This is a genomic window from Stenotrophomonas sp. 14P6.2.3, assembly GCF_057799055.1.
Genome location: NZ_JBYOLA010000002.1, coordinates 1 through 18453 on the forward strand (window position 1 = coordinate 1; position 18453 = coordinate 18453).

The 18453-nt window shown below is 66.3% G+C and carries 20 protein-coding genes; 8 read left to right on the forward strand and 12 right to left on the reverse strand.

The features are described from left to right. Positions 1 to 187: 187 nt before the first annotated feature. A complete protein-coding gene (htpG, locus tag AC27VL_RS01705; protein ID WP_488765403.1) occupies positions 188 to 2080 on the forward strand; it encodes a molecular chaperone HtpG in 1893 nt (630 codons plus the stop codon). 253 nt (positions 2081 to 2333) lie between these two features. Here htpG and AC27VL_RS01710 read toward each other — a convergent pair whose 3' ends face one another. Next, positions 2334 to 2636 (reverse strand): hypothetical protein, encoded by a 303-nt coding sequence (locus AC27VL_RS01710; protein ID WP_191078105.1) that lies wholly within the window; start codon positions 2634 to 2636, stop codon positions 2334 to 2336. A 131-nt stretch (positions 2637 to 2767) separates the two neighbouring features. Here AC27VL_RS01710 and ftsY point away from each other — a divergent pair, with 131 nt between their 5' ends. The 3 genes from ftsY (at position 2768) to AC27VL_RS01725 (ending at position 5599) form a co-directional block, all read left to right on the forward strand. Next, on the forward strand, positions 2768 to 4105 hold the full coding sequence (gene ftsY / locus AC27VL_RS01715) for a signal recognition particle-docking protein FtsY (protein ID WP_488765404.1): 1338 nt from the start codon (positions 2768 to 2770) through the stop codon (positions 4103 to 4105). A 94-nt stretch (positions 4106 to 4199) separates the two neighbouring features. Continuing rightward, positions 4200 to 5324 carry an A/G-specific adenine glycosylase gene (mutY, locus tag AC27VL_RS01720; protein ID WP_100552188.1) on the forward strand — a complete coding sequence of 375 codons (1125 nt, stop codon included), beginning with the start codon at positions 4200 to 4202 and terminating at the stop codon, positions 5322 to 5324. Between the two features lie 5 nt (positions 5325 to 5329). After that, positions 5330 to 5599, forward strand: coding sequence for an oxidative damage protection protein (locus AC27VL_RS01725; protein WP_236512232.1), 270 nt, complete (start codon positions 5330 to 5332; stop codon positions 5597 to 5599). Positions 5600 to 5666: 67 nt separating this feature from the next. Here AC27VL_RS01725 and AC27VL_RS01730 read toward each other — a convergent pair whose 3' ends face one another. The 10 genes from AC27VL_RS01730 to AC27VL_RS01775 form a co-directional block, all read right to left on the reverse strand. Beyond that, positions 5667 to 6116, reverse strand: a complete 450-nt coding sequence (locus AC27VL_RS01730; protein ID WP_488765406.1) for a DUF6491 family protein — start codon at positions 6114 to 6116, stop codon at positions 5667 to 5669. A gap of 284 nt (positions 6117 to 6400) precedes the next feature. Next, the gene (gene lolD, locus AC27VL_RS01735; RefSeq protein WP_089240372.1) at positions 6401 to 7114 is read right to left on the reverse strand and encodes a lipoprotein-releasing ABC transporter ATP-binding protein LolD; all 714 of its coding nucleotides are present in this window, start codon (positions 7112 to 7114) and stop codon (positions 6401 to 6403) included. Continuing rightward, on the reverse strand, positions 7107 to 8348 hold the full coding sequence (locus AC27VL_RS01740) for a lipoprotein-releasing ABC transporter permease subunit (protein WP_100464876.1): 1242 nt from the start codon (positions 8346 to 8348) through the stop codon (positions 7107 to 7109). Before AC27VL_RS01740 ends, lolD begins: the two co-directional genes overlap by 8 nt. Positions 8349 to 8371: 23 nt before the next feature. After that, entirely contained in the window at positions 8372 to 8821 is a 450-nt protein-coding gene (locus tag AC27VL_RS01745) for a hypothetical protein (RefSeq protein WP_191078109.1), read from the reverse strand. Beyond that, positions 8772 to 9020 carry an FAD assembly factor SdhE gene (locus AC27VL_RS01750; RefSeq protein ID WP_108267043.1) on the reverse strand — a complete coding sequence of 83 codons (249 nt, stop codon included), beginning with the start codon at positions 9018 to 9020 and terminating at the stop codon, positions 8772 to 8774. The genes AC27VL_RS01745 and AC27VL_RS01750 overlap by 50 nt, the downstream gene beginning before the upstream one ends. Before the next feature lie 73 nt (positions 9021 to 9093). After that, complete coding sequence (locus tag AC27VL_RS01755; protein ID WP_025878815.1) at positions 9094 to 9879, reverse strand: succinate dehydrogenase iron-sulfur subunit; 786 nt, start codon at positions 9877 to 9879, stop codon at positions 9094 to 9096. A gap of 66 nt (positions 9880 to 9945) precedes the next feature. Next, positions 9946 to 11736 carry a succinate dehydrogenase flavoprotein subunit gene (sdhA, locus tag AC27VL_RS01760; protein WP_025878814.1) on the reverse strand — a complete coding sequence of 597 codons (1791 nt, stop codon included), beginning with the start codon at positions 11734 to 11736 and terminating at the stop codon, positions 9946 to 9948. Positions 11737 to 11767: 31 nt separating this feature from the next. Next, positions 11768 to 12154: a succinate dehydrogenase, hydrophobic membrane anchor protein gene (gene sdhD / locus AC27VL_RS01765; RefSeq protein ID WP_025878813.1), complete on the reverse strand. Its 387-nt coding sequence runs from the start codon at positions 12152 to 12154 to the stop codon at positions 11768 to 11770. Continuing rightward, positions 12151 to 12543 (reverse strand): succinate dehydrogenase, cytochrome b556 subunit, encoded by a 393-nt coding sequence (sdhC, locus tag AC27VL_RS01770; RefSeq protein ID WP_089240360.1) that lies wholly within the window; start codon positions 12541 to 12543, stop codon positions 12151 to 12153. The genes sdhD and sdhC overlap by 4 nt, the downstream gene beginning before the upstream one ends. A 56-nt stretch (positions 12544 to 12599) precedes the next feature. Further along, the gene (locus AC27VL_RS01775) at positions 12600 to 12773 is read right to left on the reverse strand and encodes a DUF1674 domain-containing protein (RefSeq protein ID WP_080149151.1); all 174 of its coding nucleotides are present in this window, start codon (positions 12771 to 12773) and stop codon (positions 12600 to 12602) included. A gap of 39 nt (positions 12774 to 12812) precedes the next feature. Between AC27VL_RS01775 and ygfZ the strand changes: the two genes are divergently transcribed. Then, entirely contained in the window at positions 12813 to 13688 is an 876-nt protein-coding gene (gene ygfZ / locus AC27VL_RS01780) for a CAF17-like 4Fe-4S cluster assembly/insertion protein YgfZ (protein WP_191078110.1), read from the forward strand. Positions 13689 to 13815: 127 nt separating this feature from the next. Here the strand turns inward: ygfZ and AC27VL_RS01785 are convergent, their stop codons facing one another. Beyond that, the gene (locus tag AC27VL_RS01785) at positions 13816 to 14898 is read right to left on the reverse strand and encodes an ABC transporter ATP-binding protein (protein WP_191078111.1); all 1083 of its coding nucleotides are present in this window, start codon (positions 14896 to 14898) and stop codon (positions 13816 to 13818) included. A 352-nt stretch (positions 14899 to 15250) separates the two neighbouring features. Here AC27VL_RS01785 and zwf point away from each other — a divergent pair, with 352 nt between their 5' ends. The 3 genes from zwf to pgl are packed head-to-tail and all read left to right on the forward strand — an operon-like array spanning position 15251 to position 18410. Further along, positions 15251 to 16687 carry a glucose-6-phosphate dehydrogenase gene (zwf, locus tag AC27VL_RS01790; RefSeq protein WP_089240355.1) on the forward strand — a complete coding sequence of 479 codons (1437 nt, stop codon included), beginning with the start codon at positions 15251 to 15253 and terminating at the stop codon, positions 16685 to 16687. Then, positions 16684 to 17691, forward strand: a complete 1008-nt coding sequence (glk, locus tag AC27VL_RS01795; protein WP_025878808.1) for a glucokinase — start codon at positions 16684 to 16686, stop codon at positions 17689 to 17691. The genes zwf and glk overlap by 4 nt, the downstream gene beginning before the upstream one ends. Then, positions 17688 to 18410: a 6-phosphogluconolactonase gene (gene pgl, locus AC27VL_RS01800; protein WP_191078112.1), complete on the forward strand. Its 723-nt coding sequence runs from the start codon at positions 17688 to 17690 to the stop codon at positions 18408 to 18410. The genes glk and pgl overlap by 4 nt, the downstream gene beginning before the upstream one ends. The last annotated feature ends 43 nt before the right edge of the window (positions 18411 to 18453 follow it).

The window sequence follows — 18453 nt, forward strand, 5'->3', positions numbered from 1 at the left end:
TACGGCGTGTCCTGCCCACCCACACCGCCCCGCCATCCCACGGAATGCCCGCTGTTGCTGTTGCCCTGGCCTCTGCGGGTGCAGGGCGCCGCCCTGCCAGAACAACCCCTTGATTTCGGGACAATCACCCTTACCCCTTGGCGAGGCCGCACGCGCTTGCGCGGCATTGCACATGGAGCCCTAACCGATGTCCGAGACGATCCAGACCGAAACCCTTGGCTTCCAGACCGAAGTCAAGCAGCTGCTGCAGCTGATGATCCACTCGCTGTACTCCAACAAGGAGATCTTCCTCCGCGAGCTGGTCTCCAATGCCGCCGACGCCGCCGACAAGCTGCGCTTCGAAGCCCTGACCCAGCCCGAGCTGCTGGAAGGCGACAGCGAACTGCGCGTGCGCGTCAGTTTCGATCCGGCCGCCCACACCATCACCATCGAAGACAACGGCATCGGCATGAGCCGCGCCGATGCCATCACCCACCTCGGCACCATCGCCAAGTCCGGCACCGGCGACTTCCTGCACCAGCTGTCCGGCGACCAGAAGAAGGATTCGCAGCTGATCGGCCAGTTCGGCGTAGGCTTCTACAGCGCCTTCATCGTCGCCGATGAGGTCGAAGTCACCTCGCGTCGCGCCGGCCTGGCCGCCAATGAAGGCGTGCGCTGGACCTCGCGTGGCGAAGGCGATTTCGACGTTGCCACCATCGACAAGGCCGAGCGCGGCACCCGCATCGTGCTGCACCTGAAGGATGGCGAGCACGACTTCGCTGAAGGCTGGCGCCTGCGCAGCATCCTCAAGAAGTACTCCGACCACATCGGCCTGCCGATCCAGATGCCCAAGGAAGGCGGCGAAGAAGGTGCTGCCGTCGAATGGGAGACCGTCAACCGCGCCAGCGCGCTGTGGACCCGCCCGCGCACCGAAATCAGCGATGCCGAGTACACCGAGTTCTACAAGCACGTCGCCCACGATCACAGCGATCCGCTGGCCTGGAGCCACAACAAGGTCGAAGGCAAGCTGGAGTACACCTCGCTGCTGTACGTACCGGGCCGCGCGCCGTTCGACCTGTACCACCGCGATGCACCCAAGGGCCTGAAGCTTTACGTGCAGCGCGTGTTCGTGATGGACCAGGCCGAGCAGTTCCTGCCGCTGTACCTGCGCTTCATCAAGGGCGTGGTCGATTCCAACGACCTGTCGCTGAATGTCTCGCGCGAAATCCTGCAATCCGGCCCGGTCATCGATTCGATGAAGGCCGCGCTGACCAAGCGTTCGCTGGACATGCTGGAGAAGCTGTCCAACGACAAGCCCGAGCAGTACGCCACGTTCTGGAAGGAATTCGGCCAGGTGCTGAAGGAAGGCCCGGCCGAGGACTACAACAACCGCGAAAAGGTCGCCGGCCTGCTGCGCTTCGCTTCCACTCGTGGCGAGGCCGATGCACAGACCGTGTCACTGGCCGACTACATCGGCCGCATGGCCGAAGGCCAGGACAAGATCTATTACCTGACCGGCGAGAGCTACAGCCAGGTGCGCAACAGTCCGCACCTGGAAGTGTTCCGCAAGAAGGGCATCGAAGTCCTGTTGCTGACCGACCGCATCGACGAGTGGTTGATGGGCTACCTGACCGATTTCGACAGCAAGGGCTTCGTCGACATCGCCCGTGGCGATCTGGATCTGGGCGCGCTGGAAAGCGAAGCGGACAAGCAGGAACAGGAAGCAGCAGCGAAGGACAAGCAGGGCCTGGTCGAGCGCCTGAAGAACGTGCTCGGCGATGACGTGGCCGAAGTGCGCGTGTCACACCGCCTGACCGATTCGCCGGCGGTGCTGGCCATCGGCGAACAGGACCTGGGCCTGCAGATGCGCCAGATCCTGGAAGCCAGCGGCCAGAAGGTGCCCGACAGCAAGCCGGTACTGGAGATCAACCCGGGTCACCCGCTGATCGCCAAGCTGGATGCCGAAGCCGATGGCGCACGTTTCGACGACCTGGGCCGGGTGCTGTTCGACCAGGCTGCACTGGCCGCCGGCGACAGCCTGAAGGATCCGGGTGCTTACGTGGCCCGTCTGAACAAGCTGCTGCTGGAGCTGTCGGCCTGATCGATGCCGGTATCGCCCAGCCCGGTTGGCACCGCCATTGCCCCGGTAGAGGCCAACCTTGGTTGGCGCTGTCGCTGCACTGGTAGGTGCCAACCTTGGTTGGCGTTTGGTTCGACTGCAAAAGCGTGCCAACCAAGGTTGGCACCTACCAGAGCGGATCGCGGTTGTCCCCCGAAGCACGGCGAGGTTGGTATTCCGCAGAAACAGGCCGCGGTTACAAGGCCGGCCACCGGCACGCCCAGAGCCGGTCGGATCAGGCCTGTCGATCCAGCAGCGAGCCCAGCATCTGGTCCTCGCGGCGGATCACCGCAGCGTTGGCAGCAAAGGCCACCACCTCGGCCTTGGCGGCCAACAGGTCGCCCAGTGGCGTGGTCGGGTCGGTGTCACCAGTGGAGATCACGCGGGAGTCCACCCCGCCCTGCGCTGCGGCTTCGCGCTGCAGTTGCAGGCGCGGTGCATCCGCGGTCGCCAGGTTGGCCACGTTGTGCGCGGCCACCTGCACGCCCCGCTGGGCCGAACGCATCCCGCTGAGGGCAATACCGGTCACATCGTTCATCGGGGGTCTCCCAGGCCACCCAACGCAGCCTTCCGCACCGGTTAACGGCCGCGCGGCTGCGACCTTGAGTCCACGCCGGCCAGACAGGCCCGGGTGGTAGCATATCCCTCTGATTTCAGCGCCTTTTGCCAATGCTCAGTTTTTTCCGCCGCAAGAAGCCCCAGGACGCCGCCACACCGGACGCGCCCAAGACCCAGCACTACTCGGCTGAAGAGCTGGCGGCGGCATTCCCGTCGGCCGCGCCGCCCGAGCAGGCCCCGGCCGCACCGGTAGCCCCGCCCGTGGCGGAAGCGCCGGTTCCAACCGTCACGCCCGAAGTCGTCGCGCCCGCAACGTCAGCAGCGCCGCCCCCGCAGGCAACGCTGGAAGCGCCGCAGGAAACCAGTGCCGAAGCCCTGCCGGACCGCGTGCTGGCACCGGAGAACTTCGCCGCCGAAGCGGCCGCCGCCGCTGCGGTCCTCGCTCCGCTGGCCCCGGTCATCCCCGCGCAGGAACCGGCCGCCCCCGCCGCCGACCTGCCGGTGCTGGTCGATGCACCGGCCGCACCGGCCGGCAAGCCCGGCTGGCGCGAACGCCTGCGCAACAGCGCTTTCGCCCGCAGCTTCGGCGGCCTGTTCTCGCGCAATCCCAAGCTCGATGACGACCTGCTGGACGAGATCGAGACCGCGCTGCTGACCGCCGACGTCGGCGTTGCCGCCACCACCGACCTGATCGCCGACCTGCGCAAGCGCATGAAGGCGCGCGAGTTCATCGATGCCAATGCCCTGCTGGCGGCACTGCGCGCTGACCTCATCGCGATCCTGCAGCCGGTGTCAAAGCCGCTGGTCATCGACCGCAACGCCAAGCCCTTCGTGGTGCTGACCGTCGGCGTCAACGGCGTCGGCAAGACCACCACCATCGGCAAGCTGGCCAAGCGCTTCAAGGACGAGGGCCACAGCCTGATGCTGGCCGCTGGTGATACCTTCCGTGCTGCCGCCGTGACCCAGCTGCAGATCTGGGGCGAGCGCAACGGCGTGGCGGTGGTCGCGCAGGGGCAGAACGCCGATGCCGCCTCGGTCGCCTACGACGCGTTGCAGGCCGGCAAGGCCCGTGGCACGTCGGTACTGATCGCCGATACCGCCGGCCGCCTGCACACCCAGTCCGGGCTGATGAACGAGCTGGGCAAGATCCGCCGCGTGCTCGGCAAGATCGATGAGAACGCGCCGCACGAAGTGCTGATGGTGATCGACGGTACCACTGGCCAGAACGCGCTTTCGCAGCTGCGCCAGTTCAATGCCGCGGTCAAGGTGACCGGCCTGGTGGTGACCAAGCTGGACGGCACCGCAAAGGGCGGCGTGGTGTTCGCGCTGGCCCGTGAGTTCGGCATTCCGATCCGTTTCGCCGGCATCGGCGAGCGCCCGGAAGATCTGCGCGTGTTCGATCCGGAAGCTTTCGTCGACGCCCTGTTGCCCGAAGCGCTGGGTGCCTGACACACCGTGCAGCCACGCATGGCGTGGCTCTACTGGGTGACCGGCCGCTGCCGTAGTAGAGCCACCCCATGGGTGGCTGCCTCCTGGAGTACCGATGCCCCGCCAGCCGAACGCCAGCGCCACGCCCGCTCCTGAGCACGGCTTCGTCGCCCGCCTGCTGCACTGGTTCGACGACCACGGCCGCCACGATCTGCCCTGGCAGCATCCGCGCAGCCCGTATCGGGTCTGGTTGTCCGAGATCATGCTGCAGCAGACCCAGGTGGCAACGGTCATTCCGTACTTCCACCGTTTCCTGCAGCACTTCCCCACCCTGCCCGACCTTGCCGCCGCCAGCAACGACGCGGTGATGGCGCAGTGGGCCGGGCTGGGTTACTACGCCCGTGCGCGCAATCTGCATGCGGCCGCCAAGCGCTGCGTGAGCGAACACGGGGGCGACCTGCCGCGTGATTTCGATGCCCTGCACAACCTCCCCGGCATCGGCCGCAGCACCGCCAGCGCGATCCTCAGCCAGGCCTGGAACGACCCGTTCGCGATCCTCGACGGCAACGTCAAGCGCGTGCTCAGCCGCTATCACGGCGTCGAAGGCTTCCCCGGCCTGCCCGCCATCGAAAAGCAGCTGTGGGCCATCGCAGAAGCGCAGGTCGCCCAGGTACCGGCCGGGCGCATGGCGGACTACACCCAGGCGCAGATGGACCTCGGTGCGACGGTCTGCAGCCGGTCCAGACCGGCCTGCGTGATCTGCCCGCTGCAGGCCGATTGCGTGGCCCGTCGCGAAGGCCGCACGGCCGAGCTGCCAACAGCAAAGCCGAGCAAGGTGCTGCCCGAACGCGAGGCGGTGGCCCTGCTGCTGCGCGACAAGCAGCAGCGCGTGCTGCTGCAGAAGCGGCCGGATACCGGCATCTGGGCGCAGCTGTGGACGCTTCCGCAGGCAGATGCGGGCAGCGAGCTGCAGGACTGGTTCGACGTGCACGTCGATGGTTCACTGGAAGATGCCGAGGAACTACCGGTGCTGCAGCACACCTTCAGCCACTACAAGCTGCATCTGCAGGTATTGTCGCGGCAGGTGCACGGCCTGCGCGTGGAAGAACCCACGCTGCGCTGGGTCGGCGCCGCCGAACTGTCTGCACTGGGCTTGCCAGCCCCTATCCGAAAACTGCTTGATGGCACGCCCATCAAGGCCCCGAAGCGAACCTCCGCAAAATCCCGCAACCACGAGTGAGTGCCATGCCCCGAACCGTCTTCTGCCAGTACGAACAACGCGATGCCGAGGGCCTGGACTTCGTGCCTTACCCGGGCGATCTGGGCCAGCGCGTGTTCAACCACATCGGCAAGCCGGCGTGGACCGCATGGCTGGCACACCAGACCATGCTGATCAACGAGAACCGCCTCTCCCCGCGCAAGCCGGAGCATCGCGCATTGCTGGAAACGGAACTGGTGAAGTTCCTGTTCGAGAAGGACGCAGAGAAGCCTGCTGGTTTCACCCCGGAAGCCTGATCTGGAGGTAGCGCCGGGCCATGCCCGGCGTTTCCGCATCCGCCGGGCATGGCCCGGCGCTACCGGCCTATTTCGTGGATTCTTCGCGCTCCTGCACCTGTGCCTGGCGCATTTCCTTCTCCTCCGCCCGCAGCGACTTCACGTCCAGCTTGCGGATGGTCTTGATGAAGCACGGCATGCGCGGGCCGTTGGTCGGGTCGCGCACCAGCACCTTGTCGAACGGTGCCGAGACACGGCCCATGTGGCTGGTCAAGCCGATCGCTGGCGCGTAGGACAGATCCGGGCACGGCCCGCTCAGCTCCAGCAGGTAGGCCTCGCTGGGCTTGGTCCAGACCGCCAGCGCGCTGTCGCCCAGTTCGGTCCAGCCATTGAGGCTGCCGAAGAACTGCATGTCCCTCTGCGGTGCGCCGGCGTGGGCACGATACAGCTCCAGCTTCTCGGCACTGCCCAAGCGGCCAGTGGTTGCACAGCCAGCCAGGGCCAGGCACAGCCCGGCGATCAACAACGGGGTCTTCATGGCGATCTCCACGGACGAACTGTGCACATCATGCGCCCAGTCAGGCAGCGCCGGCGCGACGGCCGGCGGCCCAGTTCAGCCGTTGGTCGGCGGTCCGAGGTCGCTGGCAACCTTGGTTGGCGCCTGCCCTGCAGGACCAGCCGACCAGCGCCGGCATCGACTCCGGTAGTCGCCAACCTTGGTTGGCGCTTGGCCTGCGTGGGCCATCCGCAGCCGACCAAGGCCGGCATCTACCAAAGCAAGTCCCGCGCCGGAATCCGGTAGTCGCCAACCTTGGTTGGCGCTCAGACGTCGGCGTGGGCCAGCGCGTGCAGGCGCCCTTCGCGCAGCTCCAGCACCCGGTCCAGGCGCCGCGCCAGCGAGCGGTCATGGGTGACCAGCACCAGGCTGGTGTGGCGGGCACGGTTCAGCTCGAGCATCAACTCGAACACTGTCGCCGCCGTGCGGTCATCCAGGTTGCCGGTCGGCTCGTCACCCAGCACGCAGGCCGGGTGATTGACCAACGCGCGCGCCACTGCAGCACGCTGGCGTTCGCCACCGGACAATTCGCCGGGCTTGTGATCCAGGCGATGGCCGAGGCCGACCGATTCCAGCAGCGCAGTCGCACGCGTGCTGGCCTCCGCCACTGCGGTACCGGCCAGCATCACCGGCATCATCACGTTTTCCAGCGCGGTGAATTCCGGCAGCAGGTGGTGGAACTGGTAGACGAAACCCAGCGCCTGGTTGCGCAGTAGGCCGCGCGAGGTGTCCGACAGCGCGGACATGCGCTGGCCGGTGACATAGACCTCGCCCGCGGTCGGCGTATCCAGCCCGCCCAGCAGGTGCAACAGCGTGCTCTTGCCGGCACCGGAGGCGCCGATGATCGCAACCGTCTCGCCTGCGGTCACCGTCAGGTCCAGGCCATCGAACACCGGGGTCTGCATGCGCCCTTCAGCGTAGGTCTTGCCCAGCGCTTCGGCACGGATCACTTCATCGCCGCGGTTGAAGACCTTATTCATAGCGCAGGGCCTCCGCCGGCTGGGTGCGTGCTGCCCGCCAGGCGGGGTACAAAGTGGCCAGGAAGCTCATCAACAGCGCGATCAGGGTGATCACCACGATGTCGCTGGTCTGCATGTCGGTAGGCAGGCCGGTGATGTAGTACACATCCTCCGGCAGCAGCTTGATCTTGAACACCGCTTCGATCGCGCCGAGGATGCGCTCCAGGTTCAAGGTCAGGGTGATGCCGCCGATCAGGCCTGCGAGGGTGCCGAAGATGCCGATCAGCGAGCCCTGCACCATGAACACCTGCATCACCCCGCCCGGGGTCAGGCCGAGGGTGCGCAGGATCGCGATGTCGGCCTGCTTGTCGGTCACCAGCATCACCTGCGAGGACACCAGGTTGAACGCGCCCATGGCGATGATCAGCGAGAGCAGGATGCCCATCACCACTTTTTCCATGCGCAGCGAGTGATACAGGTTGGCGTTCTGCTGGGTCCAGTCGCTGACCCGATACGCGCCGCCGAGGTTCTGCGCCAGGTCCACGCCCACCTCCAGCGAGCGGTCCATGTCATGCAGCTTCAGGCGGACGCCGGTGGCGCCATCGGAACGCAGTACGCGCTCCAGGTCTTTCATGTTGGCAAAGCCCACACCGCGATCGACTTCGTTGTAACCGGCCTCGAAGATGCCACTGACGGTGAAGCGTTTCATCCGTGGCACCGCACCGGCCGGCGTGCCCTGCACTTCCGCAAAGGTCACCAGTACCTGGTCACCGACGTCCACGCCCAGCCAGACGGCCAGTTCCTTGCCCAGCAGCAGGTTGAAGCTGCCCGGGGTCAGGCTGCCGTAGCTGCCCTTGGTGACCTTCTTGTCGATCACCGACACCTTCGGCTCCAGCGCCGGGTCGATGCCCTGGATGATCGCACCCTGCACACGCGGGCCGCTGATCATCGACTGGATCTCGATATACGGCGCAGCACCGGCCACGCGCGGATCCTTGCTGGCCACATCGACCACGCGCATCCAGTCCGGCATCGGTTCGCCGTCGCGGCTGATGGTGGTGTGTGCGGTCATCTGCAGCAGGCGGCTGCGGATCTCCTTCTGGAAACCGCTCATCACCGCCAGCGTGGTGATCAGCACCGTCACCCCGAGCGCGATGCCCAGGATCGATGCCATCGATATGAAAGAGATGAAGCCGTTGCGGCGCTTGGCGCGCAGGTAGCGCAGGCCAATGGCCACGGGAATGGGTTTGAACATGCAGGCACGCCAGTCGATTCAGCCTATGGTGCCACCGACCGGGGCTGACGGGAAACGCCGCGTGCGGATACGGCCAGTCGCAGTTCACGTCGCTGCCCGCGATCGAGCACGTCCGGCCAGAACAACAGCCGTCGACGGTGCCAGCCCTCCCGCCAGTGCAGCAGCAGCCACGGCCCGCGCACCACCAGCTGCGGCGCGGGAACGTCGTGGCCGTCCACGCGCAGTGGCTCGGGCACGGGCGGCAGCTGCACCACCACGCGGGGCCGCCGCAGGCGCCAGGCCAGTTCGGCGAGGCCAAGCACCCAGACCCCGATCAGCGCGGGAATCAGATGCGTGGACGGCAGATCCGAAGCGCGCAGCAGCCACGGCGCGGCCAGCAGTACAGCCAGCTGAGCACCGGCCTGCAGCCGCGACGCACGCCACTCAAGGCTTGAGGGCGAGGATCTTGTGCATGAGGGGCACGGCGTGCGCATGTGGGCAGGCCTCGTAGCCCATGAACCAGCGCCACAACTTATCGTCCTCGCAGTCGAGCAGGAACAGGAAAACCTCGCGCTCTTCGGTCGGCGCACTGCCCCATTCGCGGTCCAGGTAGCGGCCGAACAACTGGTCCAGTTCGCGCATGCCGCGCCGGCAACGCCAGCGCAGCTTCTTCAGCAGAACATCTTCTTCCATCGTGTCTCTCCAGATACAGCAAAGCCACGCATGGCGTGGCTCTACTGGGGTCATGCAGCTACCCGGCGCCGTATCAGGCGCGGCGTTCCATCATCAGCTTCTTGATCTCGGCGATCGCCAGCGCCGGATTCAGGCCCTTCGGGCAGGTCCGGGCGCAGTTCATGATGGTGTGGCAGCGGTACAGCTTGAACGGATCTTCCAGATCGTCCAGGCGCGCACCGGTGTCCTCGTCGCGCGAATCGATGATCCAGCGGTAGGCCTGCAGCAGGATCGCCGGGCCCAGGTAACGCTCGCCGTTCCACCAGTAGCTCGGGCAGCTGGTCGAGCAGCACGCGCACAGGATGCACTCGTACAGACCGTCCAGCTTCTTGCGGTCTTCCGGCGACTGCAGGCGCTCACGGTCCGGCGGTGCCGGGGTCTGGGTGCGGATCCACGGCTTGATCGAGGCGTACTGCGCATAGAAGTGGGTCAGATCCGGAACCAGATCCTTGACCACGTTCATGTGCGGCAGCGGGTAGATCGGCACTTCCTTCTTGCCGCAGTCCGAGATGGCTCGGGTGCAGGCCAGGGTGTTGGTGCCGTCGATGTTCATCGCGCACGAACCACAGATACCTTCGCGGCACGAGCGGCGGAAGGTCAGGGTCGGGTCGATCTCGTTCTTGATCTTGATCAGCGCGTCCAGGACCATCGGGCCGCAGGCGTCCAGATCGACATCATAGGTATCGGTGCGCGGATTGCTGTCGTCGTCCGGACTCCAGCGGTAGATCTTGAAGGTGCGCACGTTCTTGCCGCCGGTCTTGGCGGGGAAGTGCTTGCCCTTCGTGATCTTGGAATTCTTGGGGAGTGAAAACTCGGCCATGGCTGCTCTCGTTGGCTCAGGCGGCCCGCGCCCGAGGGCGCGGATTGCATGTTAGGCGGGGTCGGATCAGTACACGCGCGGCTTCGGCGGCACCACGGACACGTCATCAGTCAACGTGTACATGTGCACCGGACGGTAGTCGAAGCTGCACTTGCCCTTCTCGTCCACGCTGACCAGGGTGTGCTTCTGCCAATTGACGTCGTCGCGGTCCGGGAAGTCCTCGTGCGCGTGTGCGCCGCGGCTTTCCTTGCGCTGCTCGGCCGAGTTGATCGTCGCCACCGCATTCAGCAGCAGGTTGTTCAGCTCGTAGGTCTCGATCAGGTCCGAGTTCCAGACCAGCGAACGGTCGGAGACCTTTACGTCCTGGAACGAGTCGAAGATCTTGTCCATCTTCTCGCAGCCTTCCTTCAGCGTCTGGCTGGTACGGAAGACCGCCGCGTCAGCCTGCATGGTGCGCTGCATGCGATCGCGGATGACCGACGTCGGCGTATCGCCGTTGGCGTGGCGCAGCTTGTCCAGCAGGCCCAGCGCCTTGTCGCAGGCGTCGGCCGGCAGGGTCTTGTGCGCCGCGCCCGGGGTGATCGTCGCAGCGCAACGATTGGCCACCGCACGCCCGAACACCACCAGATCCAGCAGCGAGTTCGAGCCCAGGCGGTTGGCACCGTGCACCGAAACGCAGGCCGCTTCGCCGATGGCGTACAGGCCCGGCACGACCGCATCGGGGTTCTCGCCGTCCTTGCGCACCACTTCGCCGTGGTAGTTGGTCGGAATGCCGCCCATGTTGTAGTGCACGGTCGGGATCACCGGGATCGGCTGCTTGTGCACGTCGACGCCAGCAAAGATGCGGGCGCTCTCGGCGATGCCCGGCAGCTTGTCGTCGATCACGCCCGGGCCGAGGTGGGTCAGGTCGAGCAGGATGTGGTCCTTGTGCTCGCCGACGCCGCGGCCTTCGCGGATTTCGATGGTCATCGAACGGCTGACCACGTCACGCGACGCCAGATCCTTGTAGTGCGGTGCGTAGCGCTCCATGAAGCGCTCGCCGCTGCTGTTGCGCAGGATGCCACCTTCACCGCGGACACCCTCGGTGATCAGGCAGCCGGCGCCGTAGATGCCGGTCGGATGGAACTGCACGAACTCCATGTCCTGCATGGCGATGCCGGCGCGCATGGCCAGGCCGCCACCGTCGCCGGTGCAGGTGTGCGCCGAGGTGGCGCTGAAGTAGGCACGGCCGTAGCCGCCGGTGGCCAGCACCACGCCCTGGGCGCGGAACAGGTGCAGCGTGCCGTCGGACATGTCCAACGCCAGCACGCCGCGGCAGGCACCTTCGTCATCGAAGATCAGGTCGAGTGCGAAGTACTCGATCATGAAGCGTGCGTCGTGCTTCAGCGACTGCTGGTACAGCGTGTGCAGCATCGCGTGGCCGGTACGGTCGGCCGCCGCGCAGGTACGCTGCGCCGCCGGGCCTTCGCCGTACTGGGTGGTCATGCCACCGAACGGACGCTGGTAGATCTTGCCTTCGGCGGTGCGGCTGAACGGCACGCCGTAGTGCTCGAGCTCGATGATCGCCGGAATCGCTTCACGGCACATGTACTCGATGGCGTCCTGGTCGCCCAGCCAGTCCGAACCCTTGATGGTGTCGAAGAAGTGGTAACGCCAGTCGTCCTCGCCCATGTTGCCGAGCGCAGCGGAGATACCGCCCTGGGCGGCGACGGTGTGCGACCGGGTCGGGAAGACCTTGGTCAGGCACACGGTCTGCAGGCCCTTGGCGGCCAGGCCGAACGTGGCACGCAGGCCGGCGCCGCCGGCGCCCACCACGACCATGTCGTACTTGTGTTCGGTAATCTTGTAAGCGGACATCTAGTCTGGATTCCTGTCTTGGCGCCTGGGCTCAGGCAACGCCGAGGGCGATGCGGCCCACCGCAAACACACTGACGATCATGCCGAGCACGGCGACGAACTTCACCGCGGTCTGCAGCACCAGGGCCAGCAGCGATTCGTGGATGTAGTCCTCCAGCACGACCTGCAGGCCGAGCTGGGCGTGCCAGAACATGGCGATCAGCAGGCCGATCAGCGGAACGGCGTTCCACGGCTTGGCGATCGCGGCAGTGGCGGTCACGTAATCCGAGCCCAGCAGGCCCAGCACGAACACCAGGAACCAGATGCCCAGCACCACCAGTGCGGCGGCGGTCAGGCGCTGATGCACGAAGTGCTCGGTGCCGGTCTTGGCCGAACCGAGACCGCGCACGCCCTTCAACGGGGTACGGAACTTGCTCACGCGGCACCTCCGAACATCACATAGGCCCACACCGCCAGGGTGATCAGCAGGCTGCCGATCACCGACATCCAGCTGCTGCGGATGAAGGTGGCAATGCGGAATCCGATCGCGAAGTCCTGCACGATATGGCGGATGCCATTGCACAGGTGATAGGCGAACGACCATGTCCACGCGAACAGGAACACGCGGCCATACCAGGCCCCGGCATGGCCGGTGAAGCAGTTCCAGGATTCGGGCCCCATCATCAGAGCCAACAGGCCTCCGGCGATGATGAGGGCACCAACAGACAGAAAGACGCCAGTGGCTCGATGCAGGATCGAGGTGGCCATCTGAATCTGCCAGCGATACACCTGAAGGTGCGGAGAAAGGGGACGTTGTCTGGTCGCCATTCGCTGGGCTCGTTGTCTCGGCTGGGCGGCATAAGGCCGCGTTGGCTCAATGCTGATCAAAAATCGATGCAGCGTCCGTTTTTTTCCCAATCGCCATACCGCACCGGATCGAGTCCGCCGCGGCCACCGAATTCTTCTTCCACCTCTGGTTGTTCCACGGGCACAGGGACCGGGGGAACCAGCGGGGCTTCAGCTTCGGCGTCGGGAGTGGGGGTTGTTTGGCCTATCATGATGGGTCTCGCAACGCACAAATTTTAGACCTCGTTCACGTGCCTGACAACCTTCCCCCTGCTTTCGTCGCATATCCGCGCCTGCCCGGCCATCAATTGCTGAGCCTGCAGGGCGTGGATGCAGTGGCTTTTGCCCATGCCCAGTTCAGCAGCGACGTGACCGCCCTGCCCCTGCTGCACTGGCAATGGAGCGCGTGGCTGAGCGCCAAAGGCCGCACCCTGGCAGTGTTTCAGCTGCTGCGGCTGGCCGATGACCATGTGCTGCTGGTGCTCGCCGACGGCGATGCCGATGCGATTGCGTCGCAACTGCAGCGGTTCGTGTTCCGCCGCAAAGTGAAATTGCAGGTGCATGCCGACCTGGCAGTGGCCGGGGCCTTTACTGCGCCGGAAGCCGCCACCGGCGCCGCCATCGCGCAGGCCGGCAGCCACGGCTGGGAACTGGACCTGGGCAGCGACGCACTTCCCCGCACGCTGCGCATCGGCCCGGTCGAGGCCTTCCCGGCCAGCGACGAAACCGGTGACGCCGCCTTTGCTCTGGCCTGGCGCCAGGCCGACCTGCGCTTTGGCCTGCCGCGACTGGAAGCGAGCCAGCGCGAGGTGTGGACCCCGCAGCAGCTGGGCCTGGACCGCCTCAACGGCTACAGCGTGAAGAAGGGCTGCTACCCCGGACAGGAAATCGTCGCGCGCACCCATTTCCTCGGCAAGGCCAAACGCGCGGTGCAGCTGCTGCACACCGCAGCACCGGCGCAGGCCGGCGATGGCGTACAGCAGGACGGCGTCGCGCTCGGCACCCTGGCCAGCGTGGCCGGCGACCTGGCGCTGGCGGTGCTGCCGCTGGAGACCGGCGACAGCGAACTGCAGGTGGGTGATGCGCCCGCGCGGCGGATGCCGCTGCTGGACGGCTTGGCGCGCTGAGGCGCCGATCCGGTACGTCATCCACGCATGGCGTGGATCTACCGAGCCCGAGACCCTGTTCCGGTGGGTGCGGACCGTTGGTCCGCACTGCGATGAAGCAGCCGAGCGTGGGCTCGGCTCTACAGGACTATAGGCGCTCGCCGGTTTCCGGGTTGAAGAAATGCAGGCCCTGCGGGTGGATCGCCACCCGGATGTCCTCGCCCACGCCCGGCAGCGACTGCGGCGCAACGCGCATGGTCAGCGCGTGCTGGCCGCTGCTCATGTTGACGAAGATCTCGTTGCCGACCGGCTCGATGCCTTCGACGCGCGCGGTGAACGCATGGGTGTCTTCGCTGTCTGCCGGTTGCAGGTGTTCGGGACGCACGCCCACCGCGATCGGCTTCTGCAGCCACGCCGGATCGATCGTCGCCTGCCCCAGCGGAGCCTGCCACGCGCCATCAACCACGGTCACGCCACCGGCGTCGCCCTGCAGCGTGCCGCGTAGCACGTTCATCGCCGGGCTGCCGAGGAAGCCGGCCACGAACAGGTTGGCCGGGCGGTCGTACAGCGCCATGGGCGTGTCGATCTGCTGGATGATGCCGTCCTTCAGCACCACGATGCGCTGGCCAAGGGTCATCGCCTCGACCTGATCGTGGGTCACGTAGATCATCGTGGTGCCCAGCTTGCGGTGCAGCTGCGCGATCTCGGTGCGCACGCTGTGGCGCAGCTTGGCGTCAAGGTTGGACAGCGGCTCGTCGAGCAGGAACACCGCCGGCTCACGCACCAGCGCACGGCCCAGTGCAACACGCTGGCGCTGGCCGCCGGACATCGCCTTGGGCAGCTTGTCCATCATCTCGGTCAGGCCCAGCGTCTGCGCGGCTTCGCTGATGCGCTTGTCGATGGTCGCCTTGTCATGCCCGCGCAGCTTCAGGCCAAAGGCCAGGTTCTCGGCCACGGTCATGTGCGGGTACAGCGCGTAACTCTGGAACACCATCGCGATGTCGCGATCTTTGGGCGCCACGTCGTTGACCACGCGATCACCGATGGTCAGCGTGCCGCCGCTGATCTCTTCCAAACCCGCCACCATCCGCAGCAGGGTCGATTTGCCACACCCGGACGGGCCGACCAGCACCATCAGTTCGCCGTCGGCGACCTCGAAGGTGGCGTCCTTCACCGCGACCTGGCCGTTGTCGTAGACCTTGCGCACACCCTGCAACTGCACTTTTGCCATTTCACTCATCCAGTCCGCCCGACGCCGGGCTGTCTTTTGGGACTGCCTCGGCCCTCCCGATGGCAGTGATGATTGCGCGGTCGCCGCATGACGGCGACCACTGCAATCGAATACAGTTGCCCATTCTGCCATGTAAACGTTTTCACGTGGCACTATCCGACAGTCGGTGCGCGCCGACCTGCATCGTCGACCGAACGAAGGGTTGCCGCTGTAGTGGTTTCGATTGGAACGGTGCTCCGGCAACCCGGAAAGCCGATCCAGATCAGCCTCGGACAGGCAGTTGCGCGGATGTCCCCCGAACCCAGCCATGAAGCGATTGACAACGATGTCACCCGGATCTGAAACTCGAGCGATGCACGACACACTCTTCCTGTTTGGTGCCACAGGTGATCTGGCCCAGCGCTACCTGTTCCCTTCGCTGCTGCGCCTGCTCGGCGACGGCCTGCTGCCGGAGGATTTCCGCATCCGTGCGCTGGCCCTGTCAGGCCACGACACCGAAGCCTTCCATGACATCCTGCGGCCACGACTGCAGCAGGCGATGCCGATGGCCAGCCAGGAGGACATCGCCTCCCTGCTGCGTCGCATCGACTACCGCTCGGTCGACCTGCGCGACGTCGACTCGGTCGCCGCCGCGGTATCCGACCTGGTCGACCGCCGCTGCGTGAGCTACCTGGCGATCCCGCCGGGCCTGTACATTTCCACCTGCGAAGGCCTGGCCAAGGGCGGCGCACTGGCCGCACCGGCGCGCCTGATGCTGGAAAAGCCGATCGGCAGCGACAGCGAAAGCGCCGAAGAGATCATCACCACCATCGGCCAGTGGATCGACGAAGACCGCGTGTTCCGCCTCGACCACTACCTGGGCAAGGCGGCGGTGCAGAACCTGATCGCGCTGCGCTTCGGCAACACGCTGCTGGAAGCGGTGTGGAACCGCAACTACATCGAATCGGTGCACATCCTGGTCGCCGAAAGCGAAGGCGTGGATGGCCGCGATGCCTACTACGCGCGCTCCGGCGCCCTGCGCGACATGGTGCAGAGCCACATCCTGCAGCTGCTGTGCATGGTGGCGATGGAGCCGCCGGCTTCGCTGGAAGCCGACCGCATCCGCGACGAGAAGGTCAAGGTGCTGCGTGCGCTGCGCCCGCTGGATGCCAAGCACGCAGCGCGTGACAGCGTGCGTGGCCGTTACACCGCCGGCAGCATCAACGGCCAGCCCGCACAGGCCTACCAGCCACCGGAAGGCAGCGATGTGGAAACCTTCGCCGGCGTCACCGCGCACATCGACAACTGGCGCTGGAGCGGCGTGCCGTTCCACCTGGTCACCGGCAAGCGCCTGCCCGAGCGCACCACCCGCGTGGTGGTGACCCTCAAGCCGGTCACGCACTGGTTGTTCGAGCGTCCGCAGCGTGCGCAGGCCGCACCGAACCGCCTGGTGTTCCAGCTGCAGCCGCAGGAGAACATCGAACTGGGACTGATGAGCAGCCTGGCCGGCCCGGAATGGGGTGCGCTGGAACTGCAGCCACTGGAACTGGAACTGTCGGTGCCGACTGGCCTGCATCGCCGTATCGCCTACGAACGCCTGTTCCTGGACGCTTTCAACGGCAACCACACCCTGTTCGTGCGCGATGACGAAGTGCGCGCCGCCTGGGCCTGGATCGACAGCGTCGCCGATGCATGGAAGGCGGCCGACCTGCCGCTGGAACCCTACCCGGCCGGCCAATGGGGCCCGGCCAACGCGGTCGACTTCCTGCCGCAGGGCGTGGATGCGCCGGATAGCGGAGCGTCGGAATGAGTGCCAGCTCGCAGCCGGTGCTGGTCGCCGACATCGGTGGCACCAACGCCCGCTTCGCCCTTGCCGACACCTCGCAGGACGCCCCGCTGCTGAAAGAGAGCATCCGCGAGTACGCAGTGGCGGAGTTCCCGTCGCTGGGTGATGCCGCGCGCCACCATCTGGAACAGATCGGTGCCACCGCAAGCCGTGGCGTGTTCGCAGTCGCCGGTCGTGTCGATGGTGACGAAGCACGCATCACCAACCATCCGTGGGTGATCTCGCGCAGCCGCACAGCCGCGATGCTGGGTTTCAACGAACTGCACCTGATCAACGACTTCGCCGCGCAGGCGATGGCGATCTCGCTGCTGCAGCCCGATGACGTGGTCCAGGTCGGCGGTGCCGCCTGGGTTCCGGGCAAGCCGGGCCAGCCGCGCAACTACGCAGTGATCGGGCCGGGGACCGGCCTCGGCGTCGGCGGCCTGATCCTTCGCCACGGCCGCTGTTATCCGCTGGAAACCGAAGGCGGCCATGTCAGCTTCCCGCCGGGAACGCCGGAAGAGATCCGCATCCTGGAGATCCTGTCCGAGCAGTTCGGGCGCGTCTCCAACGAGCGGCTGATCTGCGGCCCCGGCCTGGTCAACATCCATCGCGCAATCTGCGAGATGGCGGGTATCGACCCGGGCCAACTGCAACCGGTGGACGTGACCGCCCGCGCCCTGCACGGCGATCCACAGGCGATGCGTACCGTGGATGTGTTCTGCGCGGTGTTCGGCGCCATTGCCGGTGATCTGGTGCTGACCCAGGGCGCCTGGGACGGCGTGTTCCTGACCGGCGGGCTGACTCCGAAGATGCTCGATTCATTGCAGCACTCCGGTTTCCGCCAGCGCTTCGAACACAAGGGCCGGTTCTCTTCGATCATGGCGCGGGTGCCGTCGCTGGCCGTGATGCATCCCCACGCCGGACTGCTGGGCGCCGCTGCCTATGCCGCCGACGCCGAACGTGACGCACCAGGAGTTGCCGCATGAGCCCCACCTTCCACGACGACCGTATCGAGTTCATCAACCATGGCGATGCCGATGGCTGGATCGAAGCGGTCGCTGCCGAAATGGCACAGGCGATCAACCACGACATCAACGAGCTGGGCCGCGCACGCATCCTGTTGTCCGGCGGTACCACGCCGGCACCGGTGTACCAGGCGCTGGCCGAGCTGGACGTGCATTGGGACCGCGTTGAAGTGAGCCTGGCCGACGAGCGCTGGTTGTCGCCGCAGGATCGCGACAGCAATGCGTGGCTGGTGCGCGAGAACCTGCTTACACGTGCCGAAGGTGCGCACTTCGATCCGCTGGTGCGGATCGGCAAGCCGCTGCCGGAGTGCGTGTACACCGCCAACCTGCAGGCCCAGCACAGCCAGCGGCCAAGCCTGGTCGCATTGGGCATGGGCAATGACGGCCATACCGCCTCGCTGTTCCCGGGCTCGCGCGACCTGCAGCGCGCCCTCGAAAGCACCCTGCCGTATGCCGCGCTTGATGCCACCGGCTGCCCCGGTGCCAACCAGTGGCCGCTGCGCATCACCCTGACGCCGCGCGGGCTGGGTCAGTGCCGCCAGCGTCTGCTGCTGCTGCGCGGCAAGCAGAAGCTGCAGGTGCTGCGCCAGGCATTGGACAGCAACGACCCTCAGCAGTATCCGATCCTCAACGCGATCAACCTGGACGGCGCGCGCCTGCGCGTCCACTGGGCTGATTGATGTCGGCGGCGGCGCCCTGCCGTCGCCCGCCTCTCGCCACCTC

What these genes read in the sequence shown, in the direction of transcription:
- glk (WP_025878808.1), top strand. Translation starts at nt 16,684, where the DNA reads ATGAGTGCCAGCTCGCAGCCGGTGCTGGTCGCCGACATCGGTGGCACC.
- pgl (WP_191078112.1), top strand. Translation starts at nt 17,688, where the DNA reads ATGAGCCCCACCTTCCACGACGACCGTATCGAGTTCATCAACCATGGC.
- AC27VL_RS01775 (WP_080149151.1), bottom strand. Translation starts at nt 12,773, where the DNA reads ATGATAGGCCAAACAACCCCCACTCCCGACGCCGAAGCTGAAGCCCCG.
- sdhA (WP_025878814.1), bottom strand. Translation starts at nt 11,736, where the DNA reads ATGTCCGCTTACAAGATTACCGAACACAAGTACGACATGGTCGTGGTG.
- AC27VL_RS01755 (WP_025878815.1), bottom strand. Translation starts at nt 9,879, where the DNA reads ATGGCCGAGTTTTCACTCCCCAAGAATTCCAAGATCACGAAGGGCAAG.
- mutY (WP_100552188.1), top strand. Translation starts at nt 4,200, where the DNA reads ATGCCCCGCCAGCCGAACGCCAGCGCCACGCCCGCTCCTGAGCACGGC.
- AC27VL_RS01725 (WP_236512232.1), top strand. Translation starts at nt 5,330, where the DNA reads ATGCCCCGAACCGTCTTCTGCCAGTACGAACAACGCGATGCCGAGGGC.
- AC27VL_RS01730 (WP_488765406.1), bottom strand. Translation starts at nt 6,116, where the DNA reads ATGAAGACCCCGTTGTTGATCGCCGGGCTGTGCCTGGCCCTGGCTGGC.
- lolD (WP_089240372.1), bottom strand. Translation starts at nt 7,114, where the DNA reads ATGAATAAGGTCTTCAACCGCGGCGATGAAGTGATCCGTGCCGAAGCG.
- sdhC (WP_089240360.1), bottom strand. Translation starts at nt 12,543, where the DNA reads ATGGCGACCAGACAACGTCCCCTTTCTCCGCACCTTCAGGTGTATCGC.
- htpG (WP_488765403.1), top strand. Translation starts at nt 188, where the DNA reads ATGTCCGAGACGATCCAGACCGAAACCCTTGGCTTCCAGACCGAAGTC.
- zwf (WP_089240355.1), top strand. Translation starts at nt 15,251, where the DNA reads ATGCACGACACACTCTTCCTGTTTGGTGCCACAGGTGATCTGGCCCAG.
- AC27VL_RS01750 (WP_108267043.1), bottom strand. Translation starts at nt 9,020, where the DNA reads ATGGAAGAAGATGTTCTGCTGAAGAAGCTGCGCTGGCGTTGCCGGCGC.
- AC27VL_RS01710 (WP_191078105.1), bottom strand. Translation starts at nt 2,636, where the DNA reads ATGAACGATGTGACCGGTATTGCCCTCAGCGGGATGCGTTCGGCCCAG.
- ftsY (WP_488765404.1), top strand. Translation starts at nt 2,768, where the DNA reads ATGCTCAGTTTTTTCCGCCGCAAGAAGCCCCAGGACGCCGCCACACCG.
- AC27VL_RS01745 (WP_191078109.1), bottom strand. Translation starts at nt 8,821, where the DNA reads ATGCGCACGCCGTGCCCCTCATGCACAAGATCCTCGCCCTCAAGCCTT.
- AC27VL_RS01740 (WP_100464876.1), bottom strand. Translation starts at nt 8,348, where the DNA reads ATGTTCAAACCCATTCCCGTGGCCATTGGCCTGCGCTACCTGCGCGCC.
- AC27VL_RS01785 (WP_191078111.1), bottom strand. Translation starts at nt 14,898, where the DNA reads ATGGCAAAAGTGCAGTTGCAGGGTGTGCGCAAGGTCTACGACAACGGC.